This window comes from Acrocarpospora sp. B8E8, from assembly GCF_039871605.1.
GTDB lineage: Bacteria > Actinomycetota > Actinomycetes > Streptosporangiales > Streptosporangiaceae > Acrocarpospora > Acrocarpospora macrocephala.
The window spans coordinates 83,025-106,990 of record NZ_JBDPLV010000012.1 but is presented as its reverse complement, the minus strand read 5'-3'; the positions used below and the strand labels follow the sequence as shown (position 1 = coordinate 106,990).

Sequence of the window (23,966 nt, the reverse complement as noted above, 5' to 3'; positions counted from 1 at the left end):
CCCCTTGCGTCGTTTTCCGACAAGTATCTACAAGTGAATGTATCTCACTATGGTTGAGCGAACCTTAGGCTTATGACCTGACTCTCGCAAGGCCCGCCCGCAACTCGCCCCGAAGCCGACCGGAACGCGACCGGGTGCCGCACCCCCGGCGGCTGTTGGCTGGAGACCACGGGAAACACCGGTTTCCGCGAGACGGGGTTGATCATGAACGGATACCAGCGCGCCACCGCCGAGCTGGCCGAACAGGGCTGGACGGTGCTCCACCGGCAGCGGTTCGGCGCCGACCACACGTCGGTGCTCGCCATCGCAGGACACTTCGGCCGGCCCTCGACCAGGGACGGCGGCCAGGCCGTCTGGGAGGTCAGACCGCGCCCCGGCCGGGCGCAGGGCACCTTCTCCGAGCGCACCGGGCCGGCCGCCTTCCACACCGACGCCCAGTACCACGCGCGCCCCGAGGACTACGTCTGCCTCTTCGTGGTACGGCCCGCGGCCGACGGCGGCGACACTCGCCTGCTCGGCGCGGCGGCCGCCCTGTCGACCGTGCGCCCCGCCACTTTGGCCGCCCTCCGCCGCCCCGCCTGGTCCTGGACCGTTCCCGAAGTCTTCCGCGCCACCGCGCCCGCCTCGCGCCCGGCCACGGTGGCCACCGCCGACGGGACGATCCGCTGGCGCGCCGACAACCTCGCCCAGCCACTCCCGCATGACCAGCGCCGCGCCGCGGCCGACTTCGCCGCCGCGCTGGAGCGGGCCGAGGCCTGCGAGGTACGGCACCGCCCCGGCGACGTGATCATCCTCGACAACCGGCGCACCCTGCACGCCAGGACCGCCTTCCAGGACACCGACCGGCTCGTGCTCAGGGTCAGGCTGTGGAGAAGCTGAGCCGCGACGCCGTGCACGCCTGGGCGGCGGCGCGGGCGAGCGCGGCCATGGCGGTGCCCGCGTCCGGCGCGGAGGCGGCGGCCTGGACCGTGCGCGGCTGGGCCGAGGTGGCGCTCGGGTGCGCGCTGCTCGGGCGAGCGTTCGACGGCTTGGACCAGGTGATCAGGGCGGCCGGGATCCGGCACGGCGGCCCCGCCGCCACGCGGCTGCGGGCGCTGCGCGCGCTGGGCGGCCGGGTGCCGTCGTCTTACCCGGACGCGGGCGATCCCGGCCCTGTCACTCCCATCGGTCCGGAAGTGTGGCGGCTGGGTCAGCTCGTCGCCGAGTTCTGCGCCGCCGTCCCGATGGGGCCCCCGGCGGGGTTGTCGCGGGGGCGCGACTCCGCCAAGGGGCAGCTCCGGTGGGGCGAGCGGTACCGGCCCGAGCCCGTCCGCGGCTACCGGATCGTGCGCGGCGACGCGTACGCGGGCATGGTCTGGCGCACCTGGCTGCGCCTGCCCACGCGCGAGGGGAGCGAGAACGTGCTGGTGGCCGTGGGGCGGCCGGAGCCCGAGCCGCGCCGCCGGGTCTGGCTGGGCATCCACGAGGGCGCCCACCTGGACCGGCTGGCCGCCGTCGACGGCGAGCTGGAGTTCGGCGCGGGGCTGCTGGCGGCGGAGTCGTACGCGATGGCCGTCGAGTTCGTCGCCCTGCTGGAGGCCGCCGCGGACGGGCAGGTGGAGCTGGCCCGCTGGCTGCGCCTGGGCCTGCTGGAGCGGGTCGGCCGCCTGCCCGGCTTCGACGGCCGGATCCCGCAGGCCAGGGGATTTCACGCGCCCGAGCTCGTCCCGCTGCCCACGCTGGCCGCGAACTATGTCACCGGGCCGCTGAGCCTGCTCTGCGCGCCCGGCGACACCCCGTTACACGCCCGCTGGCGGGCCGCGCTCCGGGAGGCGCCGCGCGCGGCCGAGGTGGTGGCGCGGATCAGCGCGACAGCGCCCGCACCACCGTCTCCGCGACCTCCGGCGCTGGCACGGTGAGATGCACCTCCCAGGCCGGGTGGCGTTCCAGGTTCTCCACGATCGCGGTCCACAGCCAGTGCAGGCCGGTCCGCAGCGGCAGCGACCCCCGGCCGGTCCCGATCAGCGGGAAGCACATCGAGCGGAGCGGCGGCTCGAACATGTCGCGCTCGCTCTCGGCCAGCTGGAACACCTGGTGCACGGCGAGGGCGATCGCCGGGGGCGGCACGTCGTAGACGTTGCTGCCCGTGCGCGGCGCGGCCACCGCCGCGTGGTAGACGCGGCGGACGCCGTTCATGGACAGGCTGCCGGGACCGGTCGGCGCGACCGTCCCGACGGCCACCGGCAGGCCGGTCCGGCCGTGCGCGGCCAGCCACTCGCGCAGCTCGCGCTGGATGACGTCGTCCACCACCTCGCCGGTCGGGCCGCGCCTGGCCCCGGTCCTGCGCACCGCCGCCGACACCGACGGCATGAACGGCTTGGACATCTCCAGGTACACGTTCTCCGGCGACACCAGGATGTCCACGCCGGTGACCAGCTCGATCGGCTGCACCTGCACGATCACCCAGGCCGCTCCGGCGGCGAGCGGGATCCTGGCCCGGTCGATCGTGCGCGGCTCTGTCGCTACCGCGCCACCGTCGCCGCACAGCGCCAGGATCTGCTCGGCCACCTGGGCGAGCACCAGCCGCTCCTGGTGCTTGCGGAAACGTTCCACGCTCACCCCGAACTCCCGCGCGGCCCGCCGCCTGCGGTCCGAGGCCGCCCAGTCCCTGGTGCCCTGGACCGACCAGGCCGAACGTGTACGCCGCCGCCGACCCCAGGTTGCCCTCGCCGAGCCGCCGCACCGCCTCGCCCAGCAGCCGTTCCACGGCCGCGACGGCGTCCAGGCCGGGATGGCGCTGCCCCGCGGCCAGCAGCGCGGCGGGCATGGGGGTATCGCGCAGCCGCATCAGGCCGCGCTCGCGCAGGACCCGGAGGTCGGCGACGAGCCCCTCGTGATCAGGCAGCTCAGGGGGCACGCCTGAATAATGCCCATTTCTTTAGTCAGCTATTACTCCGCCGGGGCGGCAACCGCCACGAAAGCCGCCCAAGTCCGCGGATGGCTCGCCGTGTCCAGCCAGCTCCAGTAATCCGCGCCCTTGGCCGCGAGCGCGGCGCGCGCGTCGGCCAGCCGTCCGTCCGCGTCCCCCGACGCCGCCAGCAACCGCATGACCGCGCGCTGATGCTGGGCTGGGCTGCGCCGCCGGAACACCTCCTGGGTGCGCCGGAGCGCCTCCGGCACGGAGCCCGCCGTGCGCAGCCGCCGGTGGAAGTCGGTCATGAACAACGCCGTCGCCAGGTCGTGCACCGGCCACAACGTGATCACGGCCGCCCCCGCCCCCGTCGCCAGCACCCCGCTGATCAGCCCTCGCACGTCGTCCCCCGGCGAAACCCCGCCCTGCCCTGTACGGCAGGCGCTCAGCACCACCAGATCCGCCCCGAGCGCGGCCCCGGCCAACTCGGCCAAGTGCAGGGCCTGCCCGTCCGCGAAAAGCACCGCCGACGACAGCGGGCTCGACTCGTCCAGCCACGCGTGGGTGGCCAGGTGCAGCACCGACGCCCCGGCCGCCGCCAGCACCGCGTCCTTGGTGGCCGCGTCGCCGAGCAGCGCCTCCCCCTCGCCGGGGAACTGGCGCGCGATCACCCCGGCCTCCAGGCCGCTGGCAGGCAGCCTGCGGGCGTGCCGGCCGGGCTCTCCCGCCGCCCCGGGGGCACGCATGAAGGCGGGGTCGCCCACGGCGAGTAGACGCCCCTCGGCCAGGGCCTTCGGCAGTACAGGGCGCAAGAGCGGGAGCGCTCCCGCGCCGGGCAGCACGGAGAGCGTGCGCTGGGCGGCGAGCGGCGCGCCGCGCCAGGGCAGCACGCCGAACGGCAGTGAGTGCAGCGCCCCCGACGGCACCACGAGCACGTCACGGTGGGTCAGCAGGGCCTCGTGCACCGGCGCGAGCAGGACGGCGGCCAGCTCGCGGGCCGGTCCATCCGGGTCGCCTCCGTTGGCGCACGCGTTCCTGACCGCGCGGACCAGGCCCGCCACGCCGTCCACGTCCAGCACCCGGGACACCAGCGGGCCGGCGGCGCCGATCGCCCAGACCAGCAGCCGGTCCTCCCGGAGCAGGTAGCTGACCAGGAGCGTGCCCTCCGGCAGCAGCCGGGCCACGGCCTCGGCGCCGAGCGGCTCGGCCTGGGTGTCCAGGGCGCGCCAGAGCGCGGGATTGTCCCGGGCCAGCTCCTGTTCCAGAGCGGCCAGCCGCTGTTCGGCCCGCGCCGACCGCTCGGCCAGCCGCGGGTCCGGCGGCTCGCCCCCGGCCAGCCGGCTCGCCGCCAGGTGTTGCGGCAGCGCCACCTCGGCGGTGGCGGCCCGCCAGCCCGCCAGAGCCGCGATCTCCACCTCGCCGGTGGCCCGCCGCGCCTCCAGCAGGTCCAGGAAAGCGCGGTCCCGGGAGCGCTCGCCCACCCCGAACGCCTCTGCGGCCAGCGCGTCCGCCCTATCCGCGTCCTCGGATCTGGCCGCATCGGCGGCCTGCAGCAGGCATCGCGCCGCGCCGAAAAGGATCCGGGACACCACGCGCGGGTCGGCCGTCGCCCGGCGGGCCGCCTCGCCCCGCACCACCTCGATGGAGCGCAGCGCCTCCCGGTAGAAGCCCACCGCCCGGCCGTAGCCCACCCCAGGCCCCCGGCCCGCCGCGCGGGTCTCGGCGGCCAGGCCGCGCGCGGTCTCGCCCTCGATCTCCAGCGCGGTCCACGGTTCCAGCGAGCGCCGCCACCAGTCCTCGCCCAGCAGGCCGCGCAGCGCCCGCAACTCGATCTCGGCGTCGGCGTAGGCGCGGTAGCTCACGAAGGTGGCCGCGGCCAGCTCGTGCTCCCCGGCCCGGACGAGCGTGTCCGCGCCCGGCTCGATCAGGTCCGGCATGCCGAAAGCGGCCGCCCGGCCGGCCTGGTGGGCGCGGTAGGCGCGGTGCGCCCGGTAGGCCGCCGCCGCCCGCGCCCATTCCCGCCGCCGCCCCAGCACGTGGGCCCGGTGCAGGTCGCGGCGCTCGGGGTCGGCGCGCTCCGCGGCGCGCATCGCCTCGGTGAAGAGCAGGCTCGCCTCCCGCGCCTGCCCGCGCGCCAGCGCGGCCGCCGCCCGCGACGCGGGGACGTGCACCTCGGCGGCCTCCAGCGCGTCCCCCGCGTTCTTGACCAGCAGCCACGCTTCAAGCAGTTCGTCCAGGTTGGGGGCGAGGGTGTCGTCGTCCTCGTCCTCCAGATCGGCGGGTTCCGGGTCGTCGTTCAGCAGAGGCAGCCTGGCCATGGCCGACCTGATCCGGTCCGCCGTGCGCCGCAGCGCGTCCGGGTCGCCGCCGGTCGCGTTCAGCAGGCGCAGGTGCTCCAGGAGGATGCCGACCAGCCGGACGCTCTCCCGCAGCGCCAGCGCCGGGCGGCGGCGGATGTCGGCCTCGAACAGGGCCGCCGCCTCCGCCAGCGACACCTGCGCCCCGGCCCGGTCCCCGACCGACAGCCGGAGCGTGCCCAGGTCGGTGACCGACTGCGCCTCGTTGCCCGCGAACCCGAGCGCGCCGTGGATCCGCCTGGCCAGCCGGTGGCAGCACGCCGCGCGCTGGTAGTGCCCGGCGCGGGCGGCGTGGTGGCCCTCCTGGGAGCAGAGCGCGCCCAGCCCCTCCGCCAGGCTCAGGCTGCCCGGGCCGCGCGCCCAGACGGCCAGCTCACCGATGCCCTCGGCCGGGTCGAACGGCTCGCCCGCGGCGATCGCGGCCAGCGCCAGGTGCGTCCACGCGGTCCAGCGCAGCCGCTGGTCCCCGGACTCGCGGGCCATCTTCTCCGCCTCGGTGGCCAGCTCCACCGTCGCCGCGCCGTCCCCCGCGAGCCTGGCCAGGTAGGCGCGGCGCAGCTTCAGCGCGGCCAGCAGGCGCTGCGCGACCACCTCGTCCTCGGCCGCGTCGCCCAGGACGCGTTCCGCCGCCGCGTACGCCCGCTCGGCCAGGTCGGGCCTGATCTGGCGGCCGGGCAGCACCCGGGCCTCGGCGTGGCCGGTGCGCGCGCCGAGGCTGAGCACCGGCCAGTGGTCCAGCAGCAGCGGCGAGGTGCGGATCGCCGCCGCCCAGTCGCCGCGCGTCAGCTGGGCCAGCGCGTAGCCGTGCCGATCGCCCGCGCACCGCTGTTCGGCCTCGGCGAGCAGCTCCGCCGCGCGCTCGTCCATCCCGGCCTCGTGGCACAGGGTGGCCATCGCCCGGCAGACCAGCGCGGCCACCGGATTCAGGCCGGGATCGGCCAGCGTGCCGCGCAGCCCGGACAGCCGGCCGGTGACGACCTCCAGCAGCGCGTTCAGGTCCTCCGGGGTGCTGCCCGCGGTCACCGCGGAGCGCAGCGTGGACTGGGCGGCCGGCAGGTCGGCCAGGACCCTCAGGATCACCCCGGCGTTGAGGTCCAGGCTGAGGTCCGCGGCGTTCCCCCGGGTCGCCGCCTGGTAGGCGCGGCTCAGCCGTTCCTCGTCTAGCCGGGAGGTCTCCGGCCAGGGTTCGCGGGCCTCCATCTCCGGCGTCACCGCGCCGCAGCCGTCCGGCCACTGCGCGTAGCGGCCGATCCGCGCCAGGCGGGTCCAGGCCAGGCAGCGCACCAGCAGCGCCGAGCCGTGCGGCGCCAGCCAGGTGGCGCGCTGGAGCAGGTCGAGGGCTGCGCCCATGTCACCGGCCCGGGTGGCGGCGGTGGCCTGGGCCAGCAGCCGTTCGGGCGAGTCCCCGGGTGACTTCCCGGACGGTCCACCGTACTCGGGAGCGAAGAAATCCACTGAAATCCACTTATTCCGATCTAGGGCCGGATTCGGCTGGGCGTGGTCCCCGCCCGCTCAGCCGAGCGTCCAGGCGCTGACATCCAGGAGTGGTGTGCGTTCTCGGTGATCTTGGTTAGGGCGATGAGGTCGGGGTGGTCACGGAGGTGGACCGCCATGGGGCCTGCTGCGGGATCAGCAGCAGGGCCACGACGACCGCGAGGCCGACCACGAACGTGGTCAGGATGCCCAGCAGGATGTAGAGGCTCTTCGGAACGTCCCGGCGCGGCGCCGGGGCGTAGGTGACGGGCAGGCGCGTGGCGGGAATGAACACCGTGCCGTGGTGGACGTCCCGCTCGTGTCCCTGTGGGTGTTGCTCTGACATTGCCTCGCCGATCTGAAGGGGAGCCTGGTAGGGCGGCACTCGAAGAGTTCAGTCAGATTGACGGTTCCCTATCGTAATTGGTTTACCCCACTATTCCTAAGCGTGACACAACTGGATGAGCCGGACCAGTCGCCAACGATGATCGTGTGTTTGGCAGACTTGGCGGGTGTCCGGTCTGACCAGAAATCGTGGGAGTGTGAGCAGCCATGGTGCATGAGCGAGCGGGACAGCCCGCCCAGCCGTCCGACCTCGCCGACATCGCCCGGCTCGTCACCGCGTACTACGCGCTCCACCCCGACCCGGGCCAGCCGGGGCAGCGGGTCGCGTTCGGCACCTCGGGGCACCGGGGTTCGGCGCTGAACACCGCGTTCAACGAGGACCACATCCTCGCCACCAGCCAGGCCATCTGTGAGTACCGCGCGGCGCGGGGCGTGGACGGGCCGCTCTATCTGGGCGCGGACACGCACGCGCTGTCCGAGCCCGCCCGGGTGTCGGCGCTGGAGGTGTTCGCCGCCAACGGCGTCCGGGTGCTGATCGACAGCAGGGACGGCTACACGCCGACGCCCGCCGTGTCGCACGCCATCCTCACCTACAACCGGGGCAGGACCACCGGGCTGGCCGACGGCGTCGTGGTGACTCCCTCGCACAACCCGCCCGTGGACGGCGGCTTCAAGTACAACCCGCCGGACGGCGGACCGGCCGGGTCCGAGGCCACCTCCTGGATCCAGGATCGGGCCAATGTGCTCATCGCGGGCGGGTTGAAGGAGGTGGACCGCATTCCGTACGAGCGGGCGCTGCGCGCCGACACGACCGGGCGGCACGACTTCCTCGCCGCGTATGTGGCGGATCTCGGCTCGGTCGTGGATCTGAACGCGATCAGGAACGCCGGGGTGCGGATCGGGGCCGACCCGCTGGGCGGCGCGAGCGTGGCCTACTGGGGGGAGATCGCCGACCGGCACCGGCTCGACCTCACCGTGGTCAACCCGCTGGTCGACCCGGCCTGGCGGTTCATGACGCTGGACTGGGACGGCAAGATCCGGATGGACTGCTCCTCGCCTTACGCGATGGCGTCCCTGATCGCGAATCGGAACGCGTACGACCTGTCCACCGGCAACGACGCCGACAGCGACCGGCACGGCATCGTCACCCCCGACGGCGGCCTGATGAACCCCAACCACTACCTCGCCGTCGCCATCTCCTACCTGTACGGCAACCGCCCCGGCTGGAGCGCCGGCACCGGCGTCGGCAAGACCATGGTCAGCAGCAGCATGATCGACCGTGTCGTGGCGGGCCTCGGCCGCCGCCTGGTCGAGGTGCCCGTCGGCTTCAAATGGTTCGTCCCCGGCCTGCTGGACGGCTCGATCGGCTTCGGCGGCGAGGAGAGCGCGGGCGCGTCGTTCCTGCGCAAGGACGGCTCGGTGTGGACGACCGACAAGGACGGCCTGATCCTGGCCCTGCTCGCGGCCGAGATCACCGCCGTCACCGGCGCCACCCCGAGCGTGATCTACCAGGGCCTGGCCTCCCGCTACGGCGACCCCGCCTACGCCCGGGTGGACGCCCCCGCCACCCGCGAGGAGAAGGCCGTGCTGGCGGGACTGTCGGCCGGGCAGGTGACCGCCGACACGCTGGCGGGCGAGCCGATCGTGGAGGTGCTCACCGCGGCCCCCGGCAACGGCGCCCCGCTCGGCGGCCTCAAGGTCGTCACCGAGTCCGCCTGGTTCGCCGCCCGGCCGTCCGGCACCGAGGACGTCTACAAGATCTACGCTGAATCTTTCCTCGGCCCCGGCCATCTGGCCCAGGTCCAGGAGGAGGCCCGCACGGTGGTGTCGGCGGCGCTGGGCAGCTGACCATTGACCTTTCCCGGGGGGCGGCTGAGAGGATGCCGTCATGCCGCTCTTTGATCTTCCCGTCGCCGACCTGCGCCGTTACACCCCCGCCGTCGCGGAGCCGGCGGACTTCGACGACTTCTGGTCCGCCACCTTGGCCGAGACGCGGGGGCACGCCCTCGCGCCGGTCTTCGAACCCGTGGACATCGGTCTTGAGCTCGTCGAGGTGTTCGACGTGACGTTCGCGGGCTGGGCGGGGGAGCCGGTGCGCGGCTGGTTCCTGGTGCCGGCCGGGCGTCCGGGGCCGCTGCCGTGCGTGGTGCAGTTCCAGGGGTACGGGGGCGGGCGCGGCCTGCCGCACCAGTGGCTCTACTGGGCGAACGCCGGATACGCGCATCTGTTCATGGACACCCGGGGGCAGGGGAGCGGCTGGTCGGTCGGGCATACACCGGATCCGGCCGGATCGGCGCCGGCGCATCCCGGGTTCATGACGCGGGGGATCGAGGATCCGGAGACGTATTACTACCGGCGGGTGTTCGCGGACGCGGTCCGGGCGGTGGAGGCGGCGCGCGCGCATCCGCGGGTGGATCCGGAGCGGGTGGCCGTGACCGGGGTCAGCCAGGGCGGCGGCATCACGATCGCGGTGTCCGGGCTGGTGCCGGATGTGGCCGCGGCCATGCCGGACGTGCCGTTCCTGTGCGACTTCCGGCGCGCCATCGAGATCACCCCCAAAGACCCTTATCCCGAAATAGTGCGATATTTGACTGTTCAGCGGGACAAGGTGGAGGCGGTGATGCGGACGTTGTCGTACTTCGACGGGGTGTCCTTCGCGCGGCGGGCCGCCGCGCCCGCGCTGTTCTCGGTCGGGCTGATGGACATGGTCTGCCCGCCGTCCACCGTCTACGCGGCCTTCAACTCCTACGCGGGGACCGACAAGAGCATCATCGAATACCCCTTCAACGACCACGAGGGCGGCGGTGCTTTCCAGGAGCGCGAACAGCTGAACTGGCTGCGGGCCAGGAAACCCGCGGAAGGGACGTCGGCTCCGTGAACACCGCGACCGGCGAGGTGCCGCTGTGATCGCGCTCATCACCGGCGGCGCCAACGGCATCGGCGCGGCCGTGGCGCGGCGGCTGGCCGCCGACGGCGCGAAGATCGTCCTCGCCGACGTGGACGACGCGGCCGGCCAGGAGCTCGCCGCCGGCATCGGCGCCTTGTACGTGCGCTGCGACGTCTCCGCGCTCGCCGACAACGAGGCGGCCGTCGCCGCGGCCCTGTCTGCCTACGGGGGCCTCGACCTGGCCTTTCTCAACGCGGGCGTGACCTCGGGCTGCGGTCTGGGGGAGGACTTCGACCTGGCGAGGTACCGCCGCGCGATGGGCGTCAACCTGGACGGGGTCGTGTTCGGCGTGCACGCGGCGCTGCCCGCGCTGACCGCGTCCGGCGGGACGATCGTGGCCACGGCCAGCATGGCGGGGATCGTCGGGGTGGAAGCCGATCCGATCTACGCCGCCAACAAGCACGCCGTGGTCGGCCTGGTGCGGTCGCTGGCCGGGCAGCTGGCTCCGGCCGGGGTCCGGGTGCAGGCGTTGTGCCCGTCGTTCGCCGACACCGCGATCCTCGGCGAGTTCCGGGACCTGCTGGCGGAGCTGGACTTTCCGATCCTCCCCGTGTCCGACGTCGTCGAGACGTTCCTGCGGGCGCTCGAAAGCGACGGAACCGGGGAGTGCTGGTTCGTGGTGCCGGGGCGCGAGAGCGCTCCTTTCCAGTTTCGGGGCGTGCCGGGGCCACGCTAGGGTGAGGGCATGACGTGGCGACATTGATCCTCACCTGAGGCACGGTTCACGCGCAGGCTCTACGCCTACGCGTTTTTTGAGGACTTCGTCCTGCTCTACCCGGTGTATGCGGTCCTGTTCACCGACGCCGGGTTGTCGCCCGCGCAGATCTCCTCGCTCTTCGCCATCTGGTCGGTGACGGCGTTCGCGCTGGAGATCCCCTCCGGCGTGTGGGCCGACGTGTTCTCCCGCCGGACCATGCTGATCGCCGCACCCGTGCTGACCGGTGCCGGTTTCGCGCTGTGGACCTTCTTCCCGGGGTACGCCGCCTTCGCGATCGGCTTCGTGCTCTGGGGCGCGGGGACCGCCGCCTCCTCCGGCACCCTTCAGGCCCTGGTCTACGAGGAACTCGTCAAGCTGGACGCCGAGGACTCCTACGCGAAGGTCATCGGCCGCCAGGACGCCATCGGCAACGGCGGGGGAGCGATCGCCACCGCGCTGGCCGCCCCGGTCCTGGCCGGCGGCGGCTACCTCGCCGTCGGCGTCGCCAGCGTGGCCGCCTGCCTGATCGCCGCCGCGCTGGCCAGGACGCTGCCGGAATCCCGTACCCAGCCGGAGGATCGCGAGAGCTACGCCGCCGTCCTGCGGTCGGGCCTGGGCGAGGTGCGCGCCTCGCCCCGGCTCCGGCACAGCCTGATCCTGGTCGCGGTCATCATGGGCGTCACCGCCCTCGACGAGTACCTCCCGCTGCTGGCCGCGGCCACCGGCGTCGGCGCCGCCGGAGTGCCCTGGCTGATGCTGATGCTGTTCGTCACGGCCACCGCGGGCGGCTGGCTCGCGGGCCGGGGCACCCGCTGGACCGCCCTCGGCGTAGCCGCCGCCGCCCTGCTGCTCGCCACCGGTGCCGCCTGGCGCACGCCGCTGGGGTTCGCGCTGGTCGCCGCCGCGTACGGCATCGTGGAATGGGCCACCGCCGCGCTGGAGGCCGACCTGCAGGACGACCTCACCGACCGCTCCCGGGCCACGGTCACTTCCATGTCCGGCCTGGGCGCGGAGGTGTTCGCCGTGCTGGCCTTCGCCGGGTACGCCCTGGGCTCGGTGTGGGCGCAACCATGGCTGCTGTTCACGCTGGCGGCGGTGCCGTACCTGCTGATCGCGGCGGCCGTCAGGCGGGGACCGCGCGGACCCAGCCGCGATCGGGAGTGAGGAAACCCGCCATGGTCAGCCCCGCCGCGTTCAGCGACTCCTCCAGGAAGTCGTCCTCCAGGCGCTTGCTGAGGTAGAAATGGGTCCAGGTGCGGTCGCCCAGCGTGTACTTCATGGTCAGGCCGAGCAGGCCGGGCCCCGGGCGCTGGATGTCGGTCACCGCGACCGTGTGGCCCTCGCCGGCGACGCGTTCCGTCAGGGTGATCGTGTCGTACCATTCCGGCGGCTGCCGCTGCAGGATCACGCTCCCGCCGTCGGCCACGTGCCGCCGGCAGGTGCGCAGGAACGCGGCGCGCAGGTCGTCGTCGGCCGTCTCGATCACGTACGACATCAGCAGCACGACGTCGAAGACCTCGGCGAGGGCGAGATCCTGGATCGAGGACACGACCGTCGTGGCCCCGGTGATATGTCCCAGCATCTCCGGCGATTCGTCCACCGCGACCACCTCGTGGCCGAGCGCCAGCAGCCCGTGCGTCACCCGCCCGGTGCCCGCGCCCAGCTCCAGGATCCGGGCCCCGGCGGGGACCGCGCCGTGGATCAGCTCGGGTTCGCCGCGCGGCTTGAGGGTCGCGTAGTAGTCGACGGCGCAGCCGTCGGGCGTGATGGTTCCCGGCCCGGTGCCGTGATACAGAGGTCCTGTTGTCATACGGCCATCCTGCCCCGGCTAAGGGCGGACCGCGGAGAACAGGATCTGATCGTGCCAGCGGCCGCCCCGCCACTGGGCGCGGCGCAGCGTGCCCTCCCGGGTGAAGCCCGCCTTCTCCAGCGCGCGCTGCTCGGCGAAGTTGCCCGCGTCGGTGAAGGACTGCACGCGCTCGGCCCTGGTGTGCGCGAACAGGTAGGCGACGAGCTGCCGCTGCGCCTCCGACCCCGCGCCCTTGCCGCGGAAGTCGGCGAAGACGCAGATGCCGATGGTCCAGCACCAGGAGGTCGCGTCCGGGCCCCAGGAGTTCATCCACCAGGCCACCCACCCGGCCTGCTGCCCGTCGGCCTCGATGGTGAGGCGCCCCGAGTCATGCCCGAGCAGGCCGTTCTCGGCGAACTCCCGGCGCAGGCCATGCGAGCTCCGGTGCCCGAACCACTGGAACTCCCCGGTGCCCTCCGGAGTGGTGCGTTCCCGGTCGAAGATGTCCAGATCGCTCACCCTGACCGGCCGAAGCGTGACCTCCATCGATCGCCCTCTCTGTGTTGGCGTTCAGCCTCTGTCTTCCCTCGTCTCTCCGGTCGCCGCACTCTCCGCGTCCCTCAGCCCGGACGCGGGCGCGCCTTCACGGGTCGGCGGTACAGAATAAGGCGTCAAGGGTCGGCGCGCGTCAGGTAGGTGCCGAAACCGGTCTCCAGGAGATCGAAGCCCACGTTCGCGGTGGCGACGGCGTCGGGGTAGACGGCGTCGGCCGCCTCCCCGGCGACGAGCCTGCGGGTGTTCATCACCTGGAGACGACGCCAGAGCGCGGTCAGCTGACTGGCCACGATGGGCGCGCGCGGGTCACCCGGAGCCTCGGCCTCCAGCAGCTGGGCCAGCCGCTCCTCGGCGAAAACCTGGATCATGTACAGCCGGGACATCAGAGACGGGGTGTTCCGGACGAGATACAGCAGGTCCTGGAGCATCTGGCCGTCATCGAGGCCGGTGTCGGGACTGCGCCGCTCCAGGCGTTCCAGGAACGCCCGGCGGGAGGCGGCGACGATCGACTCACCCGGCCGCCGCTCCCCGAGAATCTCGGCGGCGTCCGCGTTCATCTGCTCTTCCATGGGGGCGAGCACGAGGTCTTCCTTGGTCGGGAAGTAGTTGAAGACGGTCATCTTGGAAACCTGGGCGGCCGCGGCCACCTCGGCGACGGACACGGCGTCGAACCCCCGCTCCAGAAACAGCGCAAGCGCCGCCTCATGGATGGCATGCCTGGTCTGAAGCTTCTTCTGTTCACGCAGGCCCATGCCGTGAGCCTATCAACGGGTCTAAATATTGACTCAATCTAAATTTTGACTCAGTCTATGTCCTATGACGGAGACGCAGAAGAGACTTGCGATGGCGGGGTGCCTGCTCACGCTGGTGCTGGCCATCCTCGATCAGAACATCGTGTCCACCGCGGCCTGGTCGATCGTCAGCGATCTCGACCCGGCGCACGGCATCGAGCGCCTGCCCTGGCTGGTCACCGCGTACGCGCTGGCCGCCACGGTCGCGCTCCCGCTGTACGGGAAGCTCTGCGACGTGTACGGCAGCAAGCTCGTCTACATGGGCGCGGTCGCGCTGTTCCTGGCCGGATCCGTGCTGTGCGGGGTGGCGGGGGACATGACCTGGCTCATCGCCGCCCGCGCGGTGCAGGGGCTGGGCGGTGGTGGCCTGATGAGCGTGACGCTGGTGGTGTTCGCGCATCTCGTCCCGGCCGAGCAGCGGGCCAGCGCGGGCGGCGCCGGCGGTGTGATGGCCGGTCTCGGCCTGGTGGCGGGTCCGCTGCTGGGCGGGCTGCTGGCCGATCACTTCGGCTGGCGGTGGATCTTCCTGGCCAACCTGCCGCTCGGGCTGCTCGTCCTGCTGTCGGCGACCACGCTGCGCCTGTCCGACGGCGGCCTCCGCCACCGCATCGATTACCCGGGCGCGGCGATCTTCGCGGCGGCCGCGTCGGGCCTGCTCCTGGTCACCGAGTGGGGCGGCGACGAGCACGCCTGGACCTCGCCCACGATCCTCGTCCTCGGCGCGGCCACGGTGGCACTCGCGGTCGCCTTCGTCCGGCGCGAGTTCACCACCGCCGAACCGATCGTGCCGCTCGACCTGTTCCGCCACCCGGTCATGCGGATCACCGTGCCGGTGCAGCTCCTGAGCAGCTTCGCGATGATCGGCTCGATCCTGTTCGCCATCATCTACCTGCGGGCCGCCCGGGACGTGCCCGCCGCCGAGTCCGGCCTCTACCTGATCCCGATGGCCGCCGGAATGGCCCTGACCGGCCTGATCTCCGGCCGCGCGATCGCCGGGGGAGCGGCGCCGCGCACCTTCCTCCTGGCCGGGCTCGGCTTCTCCACCCTGGCCATGATCCTGCTCGGCTTCCTGCGCCAGGACACCCCGCTATGGCTCCTCGACCTCGACCTGGCCCTGCTCGGCGCGGGCTTCGGCCAGGTCCTCGGCATCATCATCCTGCTCGTCCAGAACTCCGTCCCCCTCAACCGCCTCGGCGTGGCCACCACCACCATCCGCTTCGTCCAGACCCTCGGCATCTCCCTGGGCTCCGCCGTCTTCGGCATCATCCTCGACCGCGTCACCACCGCCCACCTCCCCCCGGGCCTCACCCCCGACCAGGCCCCCACCGCCATCGTCACCGGCATCAACGCCGTCTTCTTCACCGCCGCCGCGATCATGCTCGCCGCCCTCGCCCTCACCGCGTACGGCCACGCCGGCCGCAACCCCGCCCCTGAGATCACGGAGACCCGGTCCGGAGGAGCCGAGTAGGCCAGACTTGCGGGCGCGAATGTTGGGGTGGGTGTCTGCTGGTACCGGACTTCTGTCACACACCTCCTTGGGGGAGCTGGGGAGGCCAGACTTGCGGGCGCGAATGTTGGGGTGGGTGTCCGCTGGCATCGGACTTCTGCCGCGCCTCCTGAGGTCGTCACCTTCCAGTCGGTATGCCGCTGCCGCTCTTGGCGCCGGTGCGGCGAGAAACCACCCCCTGCGTGAACGGCGCCGGATAACGGCGAGCGACTTGGCTCATTTAGATGTTGAGGTTCAGGCGGGAGAGCGGCTCTACGAGTTCCTCCTCCTCGTAGGCGAGGTGCGAGAGGAGGACGTTCGACAGCAGGTCCACCTGATCGCGGACTTCGGCGAGCCCGGCGGGGTCCTCGATCATGGCGACCAGGGCCGCGTCCAGGCCGGTCAGGATCTCGGCCACGACCTCGTGTTCCTGCTCCAGCCGCTCGACCACCGGGGCCAGGGACTCGTCGGCCGCCGCCAGCGCCGGGAACATGTGGGCGTCCTCGATGCTGTGGTGGGCGGTCAGGATCCGGCAGTAGGACGCGCAGAAACTCCCCAGCGTCCAGTAATTCTGCCGCATGGTCAGCTCGTTGATCATTGATCGCAACGCGGCGGCCTCACTCTGACCGGCCGCGACCTGCTCCAGCGCGTCCCGGATCTGAGCGAGCTCACGACGCAGATGATCGTGGATCTGCACCAGTCGCCGCCCGTTCGCCCGCTGCGTCGCGGTCAGCGCGGCCAGATCCCGCTCCGGCAGCCGCGGCCGAGTAGCGTCATCCAACGGCCCACTCACCCGCGCCACACCCCTAGCCCCCGCCACGCTGCCCTTCCTCGCCATAGCGCCCGCCTCGGCTTCCCCCGCCACACTGCCGGTTCCTGCCTCAGCTCCCGGCCTGGTCGCCCCCGCCTCAGCTCCCGCCTCAGCTCCCGCCCTGGGCATACCGGCTGTCCCGGCCACGCCACCGGACTGGGTCACTCCACTCGCCTCGGTTATCCCTGCTGCCGTCGCTCCCACGCCCGCACGCTCCTTGCCGACCAGTTCCCGGACGGCGGGCGCGACCTCGGCGGCGAACGTTTTCAGCGCGTATTCGTTGTCGGCGGACATGATGAAGACGCTGAACCCGTGCTTGAGCGTCAGCTCGGCGAGTTGCTCGGCCCACTGCGCGGGCGGCCCGTTCAGGAACTCCGCCGACGGCAGCGACGAGAACCGCCCCGAGATGTTGTAGATCCGGCGGACATCTCCCGGATCACGTCCGGCGTCCTCGGCGGCGGTGTCCACGATCTTCGTCAGCCCGGCGAGTTCCTCTGGTGTGGCATACCCCGACGAGGGCACCCACCCATCGGCCAGGCGCCCACTCAGTTCGAGCATCCGCCGCTTGTACGCGCCCAGCCACACCCCGATCGGATGCGGCGGGAATGGTCCCGGCTGGGCGCCGTCGAGACGGTAGTGGTCGCCCTGCAGCACCACCGGGTCACCCGGAGTCCACAGCGCCCGCAGCACGACCATGGCCTCCTCGACCGCTTCGACCGCCTCGCCGGGGGAATGGCCGGGCCCGCCCATCGCGAGGATCCCGTCCCAGAAGTACCCGGCGCCCAGCCCCAACTCGACCCGCCCGCCGCTGAGAATGTCCAGCGACGCGGCCCCACGCGCCAGCACGGCAGGCGGACGCAACGGAAGATTGATCACATCAGGAAACAACCGGATCCGCGTGGTCCGCGCCGCCAGCATCGGCAGCAACGTCCAGGTGTCCAGGAACGACGGTTGATACGGATGATCCTGCACACCCAGAATGTCCAGCCCCGCCTCCTCAGCCATCACCGCCTGCCGAACCAACCGCTCACCCCCAGCCGCCTTCGGCACCAACCCAACCCCAAACCACAATTCATGCCCGAAGTCACCCATCGACCCGCACTCCCGCCCCGATCCACCGCTCGCCCCACGCGATCAACGGCCGCACCGCTTCCACCAGTTCTGTTCCTTTGTCGGTCAGCGAGTAGGTGATCTGCACCGGCGTGCTCGGCACGACGGTCCGCACCAGTACTCCTTCGGCGTCAAGCTCCCGCAGTCGCTGCGCCAGCAACCGCTCCGAGATCCCCGGCACCGCCGCCAGGAACTCGCTGTACCGCGCGGCCCCGCGCGCCGCCGCCAGCAGGATCGCCCCGTTCCACCGCCGCCCCGCCAACTCGACCGCGACCTGAAACGCCGGACAGTGCCGCTCCACACTCTCAGGAACCCCACTCATAGTAAGTAACTTACCAGAAGGAAGTCACCCCTCATGCCGCGATAGAATTGATCACACAACCAAAGGGAGCCCCATGTCCGTACTGATCGCCTTCAGCGTCACTCCCATCGGCGCCGGCGAAAACGTCGGCGACCTGGTAGCGGAGGCCGTCCGCGTCGTCCGCGCCTCCGGCCTCCCCAACCACACCGACGCCATGTTCACCACCCTCGAAGCCGACACCTGGGACGAGGCCATGACCGTCATCCACGCCGCCGTTAAGGCCGTCGAATCCCGCTCCCCCCGAGTAAGCCTCGTCCTCAAAGCCGACATCCGCCCCAGCCCCGCAACCCGCCTCACCACCAAGGTCGAATCCCTAGAACGTCACCTCTCCTAACCCCATCCGCCCCACCTGACCAGACGCGGATTGATTCGCCCCACCCTTTGTCTCCTCTGGGCTCCGCCCGTTCTCCCGATTAAGGCCGCAGGGCCCCAACGCATGTTGTTGGCTTCACCGCTTGGGATCAAGGAGCTCGACCTGGAAGCTGGAAGCAACGGAAAACGCCCGGTCACGTAACCGCGCCGGGCGTTTCTCATGCTCTGGGGACGTCAGAGGTCGAACTCACCGTCCTTGGCTCCTCCAAGGAACGCTCGCCATTCGCCTGGCGTGAAAACGAGTGCGGGTCCGTTGGGGTCCTTGCTGTCCCGGACGGCGACCACACCTTGCAGGTTGGTTGCCACTTCAACGCACTGCCCACCGTTCCCACCGGAGCGCGTTGACTTCCGCCACTCAGCGGCGCTCAGGTCCATTCCTGCGTCACTTCCTTGATCATCCTCAGTGATACATGCTCAGGATACGCCCACAGGCGTATCGCCTCATACCGGTTTGAGATGGCGGTGACTATGGCGGGATCAGCTGTGACCTGGCCTTCAGCGGAAGAGTCAGCGTGGATGGTCGTGGGTCCGTTCGTGAGCTCTGCAATCATGAAGGCACCCATAAGACCAGGTAGACAGGCCGGATCGACGAGTTGTATCGAGACGGCCGGGCGTTGAGCGACGTCGAGTAGGAAGTCGAGTTGGTCTCGCATTAGCGCGGAGTCGCCGACTGGACGGCGGAGAACACCGACGTCGATCAGCGCTAACAGGGATGGGGCATCGTCGCGGTCTAGGATCTGCTGGCGCTGTAACCGAGCCTGAACACGGTCCTCCGCTTCGGCCGGGGTAATACGAGGTTCACGTGCGAAGATCTCGCGGGCATAAGGCTCAGTCTGGAGGAGTCCGGGGACGAGAAGAGGATCCCAGGAACGGAGGACGGTCGCGTAGGGCTCGATCTCGTCAACCCATCCCATGAACCATCTGGGTCCACCTGGGCGAGATGTGGAAGCGAACAGGCCCAGCGGGGCGGCGAGCGTCGGGGCGATTTCGCACATTGGATGCACCACCACAAATCTTCGAGTTGGCTGAGAGGCGATACCGGCCAGTACATGACGCCGTACGCTCGGTGAGGACGGGTGCGCCCGGTGCGCGTAAGCGGCGATCAGCGGGCCCATGCAATGACCGTGTGTGCTCGCCCCTTGAGGGGTCTCGAACAGAGACGCGCGACGTAACGTGGGAGTCCTCGCACCTCGCTCTGGCACCGAGGGGGTGGCTGTGGGTGGCCCGTCCATTTCACAACCACGAGTTGGATGCCCTGCTGAAACAAGCGGGATGGTCACGCTCGATGCTGGCCCGCCAGGTGGTCGCTGCCGGCCGCGACAAGTATGGACTGCGGCTGGCCTACGACTACCGCGCCGTCGGCCGATGGTTACGCGGCGCTGTTCCCGACCCACCGACGCCGGGACTCATCGCCGGGGTGCTGGCGCGTGTGCTCGGCCGAACGGTCACCGAACATCAGCTTGGATTCCACGCCGGGGATTGGCTGACCCGAAGTCTTGTTTCGCCCGCCGCCGTAGCCGATAGCGTGGCCACGACGACCGAGCTATGGAGGGCTGCTGTGGACCGTCGAGGCTTCCTGGCCAGCACGACGTTCGCCACCGCGTTCGCGCTGGAATCGGTGATCGACTGGCGGTTCGCCCCCGTCCGCGCCGATCTCGCCCGGGATGGAGACCGGCAGGTGACCGAGGGCGACGTTGCGCAGGTCCGCCGAGCCTACGCAGAGTTCCAGACACTCGACGTTCCAGGCACTCGACCACGCTCATGGCGGCGGATACGCCCTCGGCTGGCTGGAGCAGTACCTCGCCGACGAAGTCGCTCCCCTGCTCCACGGCCGCTACACCGAGACGATCGGCCGCGAGCTGTTTCGCGCCGCTGCGGCTCTTACCGACATGGCCGGCTGGATGAGCATGGATTCGGCGCGGCAGGGCCTCGGCCAGCGCATGTACACCCAGGCCGCCGGGCTGGCCAAACACGCCCGAGACACTGCCTTCGCCGCCTACGTCTACGGCAACATGGCCACCCAGGCGCTGTTTCTAGGCCACACCCGCACCGCCGTACGGCTGGCCCGCGCAGCTCGGGACGGCGGAGCGAAAGCCATCACCCCAACCCTGACCGCTCGCATTGCTATCACCGAAGCACGCGCGCACGCCCTGCTCGGGGACGCCTACGAAACTCGCCGCACCTGCGTATCGCCGACGCGGCCATGCGGCGATCCAACCCGAAGGCCGACCCGGACTGGCTGGGCACCTTCACCTCGGCCCACTATGTCGGCGGCGTCATGCACGCTTTGTACGACCTCGGCGACGCCACGGCGGCTGAAGCGAACGCCACCGACGCCCTGGACCTGCCTTCGGCCAACGCCCGCACGCGAGCGCTGCACACCGTGCTACATGCCAGTGTGCTCGCCGGATGCGGTGAACTCGACGGCGCTTGCCACACCGCCGGCACCGCCCTGGACGCCGCCGCCACTCTGAAATCCAAACGCCTCAACCAACGCCTGGCCGAGTTCGCCGCACGCCTCGCCCTCCACCGCGATGTGGCAGCGGTCGCCGACTACCTCGACTTCTCCGACACGCTGCTAGGAAAGGCCGCACGATAGGGAATTGAGGAGACTCCGCTGATCGAGTGCGCCCCCATCGCGACGATCTAGATCAGGTCGTCTTTCGCGGCCACGGTGGAAGGGCGATTGAGCCTGCTGATCGAGCAGGAAAGGGGTTGAGCGAGGACGATCGGTCTGCTGTGCCGGCTGAGGTGGTGGCCGCGAGTGGGGAGTCAGCGTGACGAGCGGCGGCTCGGAGGGTGGTGGGAGGGGTTTGGGTGGGTTAGGGGTTGGTGAGGAGGGTGGTTATTTCGCGGGCGCAGCCCCAGGACATGCTGACGCCGGTGCCGGCGTGGCCGTAGCAGTGGATCAGGTGGGGGCTGGTGGGGTCGGGTTCTAGGCGGATGGTGGGGCGGCCGGGGCGGAGGCCTACCTCTACGGCGAGGATTCTGGCGGTGGCGAGGCGGGGTTCGATGGCGATGCAGCGGGCGAGGATGGCTTGGGTTTCGGTGTCGTCGGGGGTGAGGCTCCAGTTGCCGGGGGTGGCGTTGCCGCCGAGGACCACGCGACTGGAGTGGGGCATGTAGCAGGTCCAGTCGGTTTCGACGCCGCCCTCGTAGAAGAAGTCGTCCAGGCCGGGGTTCTCGACGACGACGTGCTGGCCCCGGATGGGGCGGACCTGGTCGTCGTTGGCCAGGGCGGCGGCTCCGACGCCGGTGCAGTTGACGACGACGGGGGCGGCGGCGGCCGGTTCTGCCAGGGAGCTCACGGTGCGGACTTCGATGTCGCCGCCTGCCTTGATCAGGCGGTCGATGAGATAGTCCAGGTAGACGGGCATGTCGACGAGGGGTGAGGTGATCCAGAAGGCGACGGGGAAGCCGGCGCTCTCGTCGGGCGTACAGGGCTGGAAGCCGGGGAGTTCGGTGGCCCAGGGCGGGATGCTGTTGCCGAGGCGGCTGACCAGGCGGCCGCGGGCGACTCGTGAGCCGGTGCCCGGGTCCTTGGCGAGTTCGGTGAACTCGTCCATGGAGGTGCGCTGCCAGCGGACGGTCGACGCCAGCGGTTCGCTGAAGACCGGGCCGCCGATCATGGCTCCGGCCACGGCGGAGGTGGTGCGCTCCCGGAACAGCGAACCCCAGACCGTGACCCGCAGGCCGCTTTCCGCGAGGCATACGGCCGTGGTCAGGCCGATGACGCCGCCGCCGACGACTATGACATCTGCTCTGTCTGCCATGGTGTTCCCTCGACGAGCCTGCCCCTTATGTCAGGATCATGCCCGTCTATCAGTGGTGGTAACTGTGCAGGACGGCGTGCCCCCGGCCGCGGCCGATGATCCACTTGTTGATGGGCGTGGTGACGACGAAGGCCACCGCCAGGGAGCCGATCAGGGCGCCCCAGAACAGCGCGGTCGTCAATCCCGCGTCCATCGCGCCTGGAACCGCCAGCATGACGGTATTGTCCACGATCTCCATCACCAGAATCGACAACGTGTCGGCCGCCAGGGCCAGCCGGATCGTCCGCCGCCAGCTCAGACCGGCCCGGCGCAGGCCGCGCAGCGTCAGCGCGTACCCGAAGAAGAAGGCCAGCACGATGGCCAGGATCAGGGTCGGGAGATTGGGCCAGCCCAGGGCGGTGCCGATGACCATGCCCAGGATCTCGCCGGTGGCGCAGCCGGTGAGGCAGTGCAGTGTCGCGGACACGGCGGTCGACCAGCTCGCTCCGTTGCGGTGTTCCATTCCTACTCCCAGAAATCCGGTACGTGGCCCGCGAGCCAATACCCCCATGGGGTATGTGGCGAAGAACAACGCTCAGGTCATTCCGATTCCAGGAAGACGGCTTCGGCCAGAAGAGGATCGGGCGCCCGCCCTCCACGGTGGAGGACGGGCGCCGGGGTTCAGCGATCGGCTGGGGCGGCCAGCCGTTCTGCTTCCCAGTGCAGGGCCTCGACGAGGACGAGTTCCAGGTGGAGCTCGGTGTCGACAAGGCTGTCCAGGACGTCCATTAGGGCCTCCCTGACAATCATGACGCCCCATCAGTCACATAGGTTCACACCCTCTGGCCACAAAACCGAAAGAGATTCAAGTGGGTCGATCGGCGGACAGGATCCGGCTCCCGCGAGCCACTTCGGGTGCCACCCAGGGGTGGGGACAGCCTGGTCAGGGAAGGGCGGGGAGCTTTGCCGTGTAGAGCCAGGAGGCGAAAAGGGTATCGAGGGGTTCTGGTGTGAAATGTCGAGCTAAATCGGTGAACATGCCGGTGTTGATGGTGCCGTGCCGGTGGGCGGTGGTCCATTCGCGGAGCATGGAGAAGAAGGGGACGTCGCCGAGGGTGTGGCGGAGGGCGTGCAGGGTGAGGGCGCCGCGTTTGTAGACGCGGTCGTCGAAGAGGCGGCGCGCGCCGGGGTCGGCGAGGACGAAGTCCTGGGGCGCGGTGGCCAGGCGGCGATGCCACCGCCGGGCGTGCACGGCGGCCGGATCCCCGCCGGACGCCTCCGACCACACCCACTCCGCGTACGCCGCGAACCCCTCATGCAACCAAATATCCCGCCAATGCCCCAACGTCAGGCTGTTCCCGAACCACTGATGCGCCAGCTCATGCGCGACCAGCCGCTCGCTCCCACGCCGCCCGTCCACATGATTGGCCCCGAACACCGACATCCCCTGCGCCTCGACCGGGATCTCCAGCTCGTCGTCGGTGACCACCACCGTGTACCCCCCGAACGGATAAGGCCCGAACCGATCGGCGAACGTCGCCATCATGCGATCCTGCCGCCCGAAATCGTGCTGGATCCGGGTGGCCAGCCGCGCCGGGTAGTACACCCGCTGCGGCACGACCCCATCCAGATCCACCGAGGCGTACCTCCCGATCTGCACGCTCGCGAGATAGGCCGCCATCGGCTCCGCCTGCTCATACACCCAGGTCGTGGTCGACGCCCCCCGTGTCGAGGAGATCCGCACCCCGTTCGCCACCACCTGGTACGGCGAAGCCGCCGTCACCGCGATCCGATACGTCGCCTTCTCCGCCGGCCGGTCATTGCACGGAAACCACGACGAGGCCCCGATCGGCTGGCTGGCCACGATCACCCCGTCCGCCAGCTGATCCCACCCCAGCTCCCCCCACGGACTGGACACCGGCCGCGGATTCCCCGCATACCGCACCTCCACCGAGAACGGCCGCCCCTCCGCCAGCCAGCTCCCCGGCGTGACCCTGAGCTTGCCGTCCCGATGCGTGAACCGCGCCCGCGCCCCGTTGACCAGCACCTGCCCGACCCGGAACACCCCCAGATCCAGCTCGAACCGGTCCAGCGGCGCGGTCGCGACTGCGGCCAGCACGGCGGTCCCGGTCAGCCGGTTGGTGACGATCCGGTAATCCAGCGTGAGATCGTAGTGCAGGACGCGGTAACCCTCGTTACCACGCTTCGGAAAATAGGACACCGCTCTCCA

23 protein-coding genes are annotated in these 23,966 nt (G+C 71.0%); 10 read left to right on the top strand and 13 right to left on the bottom strand.

Going from position 1 to position 23,966, the window contains the following annotated elements; translation table 11 throughout:
- Positions 1-204 precede the first annotated feature (204 nt).
- Entirely contained in the window at positions 205-879 is a 675-nt protein-coding gene (locus ABGB08_RS13940) for a TauD/TfdA family dioxygenase (RefSeq protein ID WP_347590131.1), read from the top strand.
- Positions 867-1,898 carry a hypothetical protein gene (locus ABGB08_RS13935; protein WP_347590129.1) on the top strand — a complete coding sequence of 344 codons (1,032 nt, stop codon included), beginning with the start codon at positions 867-869 and terminating at the stop codon, positions 1,896-1,898. The genes ABGB08_RS13940 and ABGB08_RS13935 overlap by 13 nt, the downstream gene beginning before the upstream one ends.
- Here ABGB08_RS13935 and ABGB08_RS13930 read toward each other — a convergent pair.
- On the bottom strand, positions 1,843-2,598 hold the full coding sequence (locus tag ABGB08_RS13930) for a hypothetical protein (protein WP_347590127.1): 756 nt from the start codon (positions 2,596-2,598) through the stop codon (positions 1,843-1,845). The genes ABGB08_RS13935 and ABGB08_RS13930 overlap by 56 nt on opposite strands.
- Here ABGB08_RS13930 and ABGB08_RS13925 point away from each other — a divergent pair.
- A complete protein-coding gene (locus ABGB08_RS13925) occupies positions 2,576-2,902 on the top strand; it encodes a hypothetical protein (RefSeq protein ID WP_347590125.1) in 327 nt (108 codons plus the stop codon). The two genes, ABGB08_RS13930 and ABGB08_RS13925, sit on opposite strands and share 23 nt — an antisense overlap.
- A 26-nt stretch (positions 2,903-2,928) precedes the next feature.
- On the opposite strand, the gene ABGB08_RS13920 is transcribed toward ABGB08_RS13925, so the two are convergent.
- On the bottom strand, positions 2,929-6,702 hold the full coding sequence (locus tag ABGB08_RS13920) for a CHAT domain-containing protein (RefSeq protein ID WP_347590123.1): 3,774 nt from the start codon (positions 6,700-6,702) through the stop codon (positions 2,929-2,931).
- A gap of 115 nt (positions 6,703-6,817) precedes the next feature.
- Positions 6,818-7,066 carry a hypothetical protein gene (locus ABGB08_RS13915; protein WP_347590121.1) on the bottom strand — a complete coding sequence of 83 codons (249 nt, stop codon included), beginning with the start codon at positions 7,064-7,066 and terminating at the stop codon, positions 6,818-6,820.
- Between the two features lie 206 nt (positions 7,067-7,272).
- On the opposite strand from ABGB08_RS13915, the gene pgm reads away from it, so the two are divergent.
- The 4 genes from pgm to ABGB08_RS13895 all read left to right on the top strand — a co-directional run bounded on the left by pgm (position 7,273) and on the right by ABGB08_RS13895 (position 11,873).
- Positions 7,273-8,913 carry a phosphoglucomutase (alpha-D-glucose-1,6-bisphosphate-dependent) gene (gene pgm / locus ABGB08_RS13910; protein WP_347590119.1) on the top strand — a complete coding sequence of 547 codons (1,641 nt, stop codon included), beginning with the start codon at positions 7,273-7,275 and terminating at the stop codon, positions 8,911-8,913.
- A gap of 40 nt (positions 8,914-8,953) precedes the next feature.
- Entirely contained in the window at positions 8,954-9,943 is a 990-nt protein-coding gene (locus tag ABGB08_RS13905; protein WP_347590117.1) for an acetylxylan esterase, read from the top strand.
- A gap of 25 nt (positions 9,944-9,968) precedes the next feature.
- Positions 9,969-10,688, top strand: coding sequence for an SDR family NAD(P)-dependent oxidoreductase (locus tag ABGB08_RS13900; protein ID WP_347590115.1), 720 nt, complete (start codon positions 9,969-9,971; stop codon positions 10,686-10,688).
- Between the two features lie 90 nt (positions 10,689-10,778).
- Positions 10,779-11,873, top strand: coding sequence for an MFS transporter (locus tag ABGB08_RS13895; protein WP_347590292.1), 1,095 nt, complete (start codon positions 10,779-10,781; stop codon positions 11,871-11,873).
- Here ABGB08_RS13895 and ABGB08_RS13890 read toward each other — a convergent pair.
- From ABGB08_RS13890 to ABGB08_RS13880, 3 genes are all read right to left on the bottom strand, one after another.
- Positions 11,833-12,519, bottom strand: coding sequence for a class I SAM-dependent methyltransferase (locus ABGB08_RS13890; RefSeq protein WP_347590113.1), 687 nt, complete (start codon positions 12,517-12,519; stop codon positions 11,833-11,835). The two genes, ABGB08_RS13895 and ABGB08_RS13890, sit on opposite strands and share 41 nt — an antisense overlap.
- A gap of 18 nt (positions 12,520-12,537) precedes the next feature.
- Positions 12,538-13,044 carry a GNAT family protein gene (locus tag ABGB08_RS13885; RefSeq protein WP_347590111.1) on the bottom strand — a complete coding sequence of 169 codons (507 nt, stop codon included), beginning with the start codon at positions 13,042-13,044 and terminating at the stop codon, positions 12,538-12,540.
- A gap of 125 nt (positions 13,045-13,169) precedes the next feature.
- The gene (locus ABGB08_RS13880; protein WP_347590109.1) at positions 13,170-13,805 is read right to left on the bottom strand and encodes a TetR/AcrR family transcriptional regulator; all 636 of its coding nucleotides are present in this window, start codon (positions 13,803-13,805) and stop codon (positions 13,170-13,172) included.
- 64 nt (positions 13,806-13,869) lie between these two features.
- Between ABGB08_RS13880 and ABGB08_RS13875 the strand changes: the two genes are divergently transcribed.
- Positions 13,870-15,312, top strand: coding sequence for an MFS transporter (locus ABGB08_RS13875; RefSeq protein ID WP_347590107.1), 1,443 nt, complete (start codon positions 13,870-13,872; stop codon positions 15,310-15,312).
- Positions 15,313-15,571: 259 nt separating this feature from the next.
- Here ABGB08_RS13875 and ABGB08_RS13870 read toward each other — a convergent pair whose 3' ends face one another.
- Together ABGB08_RS13870 and ABGB08_RS13865 are read right to left on the bottom strand one after the other, a co-directional pair.
- On the bottom strand, positions 15,572-17,233 hold the full coding sequence (locus tag ABGB08_RS13870; RefSeq protein ID WP_347590105.1) for an LLM class flavin-dependent oxidoreductase: 1,662 nt from the start codon (positions 17,231-17,233) through the stop codon (positions 15,572-15,574).
- Positions 17,226-17,573: a helix-turn-helix domain-containing protein gene (locus ABGB08_RS13865; protein ID WP_347590103.1), complete on the bottom strand. Its 348-nt coding sequence runs from the start codon at positions 17,571-17,573 to the stop codon at positions 17,226-17,228. Before ABGB08_RS13865 ends, ABGB08_RS13870 begins: the two co-directional genes overlap by 8 nt.
- 73 nt (positions 17,574-17,646) lie before the next feature.
- On the opposite strand from ABGB08_RS13865, the gene ABGB08_RS13860 reads away from it, so the two are divergent.
- Entirely contained in the window at positions 17,647-17,946 is a 300-nt protein-coding gene (locus ABGB08_RS13860) for a thiamine-binding protein (protein ID WP_347590101.1), read from the top strand.
- Positions 17,947-18,158: 212 nt separating this feature from the next.
- Here the strand turns inward: ABGB08_RS13860 and ABGB08_RS13855 are convergent, their stop codons facing one another.
- A complete protein-coding gene (locus ABGB08_RS13855; protein ID WP_347590099.1) occupies positions 18,159-18,359 on the bottom strand; it encodes a DUF397 domain-containing protein in 201 nt (66 codons plus the stop codon).
- The gene (locus ABGB08_RS13850; RefSeq protein ID WP_347590097.1) at positions 18,350-19,099 is read right to left on the bottom strand and encodes a DUF5753 domain-containing protein; all 750 of its coding nucleotides are present in this window, start codon (positions 19,097-19,099) and stop codon (positions 18,350-18,352) included. The genes ABGB08_RS13855 and ABGB08_RS13850 overlap by 10 nt, the downstream gene beginning before the upstream one ends.
- A 1,088-nt stretch (positions 19,100-20,187) precedes the next feature.
- On the opposite strand from ABGB08_RS13850, the gene ABGB08_RS13845 reads away from it, so the two are divergent.
- A complete protein-coding gene (locus tag ABGB08_RS13845) occupies positions 20,188-20,583 on the top strand; it encodes a hypothetical protein (RefSeq protein ID WP_347590095.1) in 396 nt (131 codons plus the stop codon).
- Positions 20,584-20,806: 223 nt separating this feature from the next.
- On the opposite strand, the gene ABGB08_RS13840 is transcribed toward ABGB08_RS13845, so the two are convergent.
- From ABGB08_RS13840 to ABGB08_RS13830, 3 genes are all read right to left on the bottom strand, one after another.
- On the bottom strand, positions 20,807-21,757 hold the full coding sequence (locus ABGB08_RS13840; RefSeq protein ID WP_347590093.1) for an FAD-dependent oxidoreductase: 951 nt from the start codon (positions 21,755-21,757) through the stop codon (positions 20,807-20,809).
- Between the two features lie 49 nt (positions 21,758-21,806).
- Positions 21,807-22,259 carry a DUF4396 domain-containing protein gene (locus tag ABGB08_RS13835; protein ID WP_347590091.1) on the bottom strand — a complete coding sequence of 151 codons (453 nt, stop codon included), beginning with the start codon at positions 22,257-22,259 and terminating at the stop codon, positions 21,807-21,809.
- Positions 22,260-22,679: 420 nt separating this feature from the next.
- Positions 22,680-23,957: a M1 family metallopeptidase gene (locus tag ABGB08_RS13830; protein ID WP_347590088.1), complete on the bottom strand. Its 1,278-nt coding sequence runs from the start codon at positions 23,955-23,957 to the stop codon at positions 22,680-22,682.
- Positions 23,958-23,966: the final 9 nt, after the last annotated feature.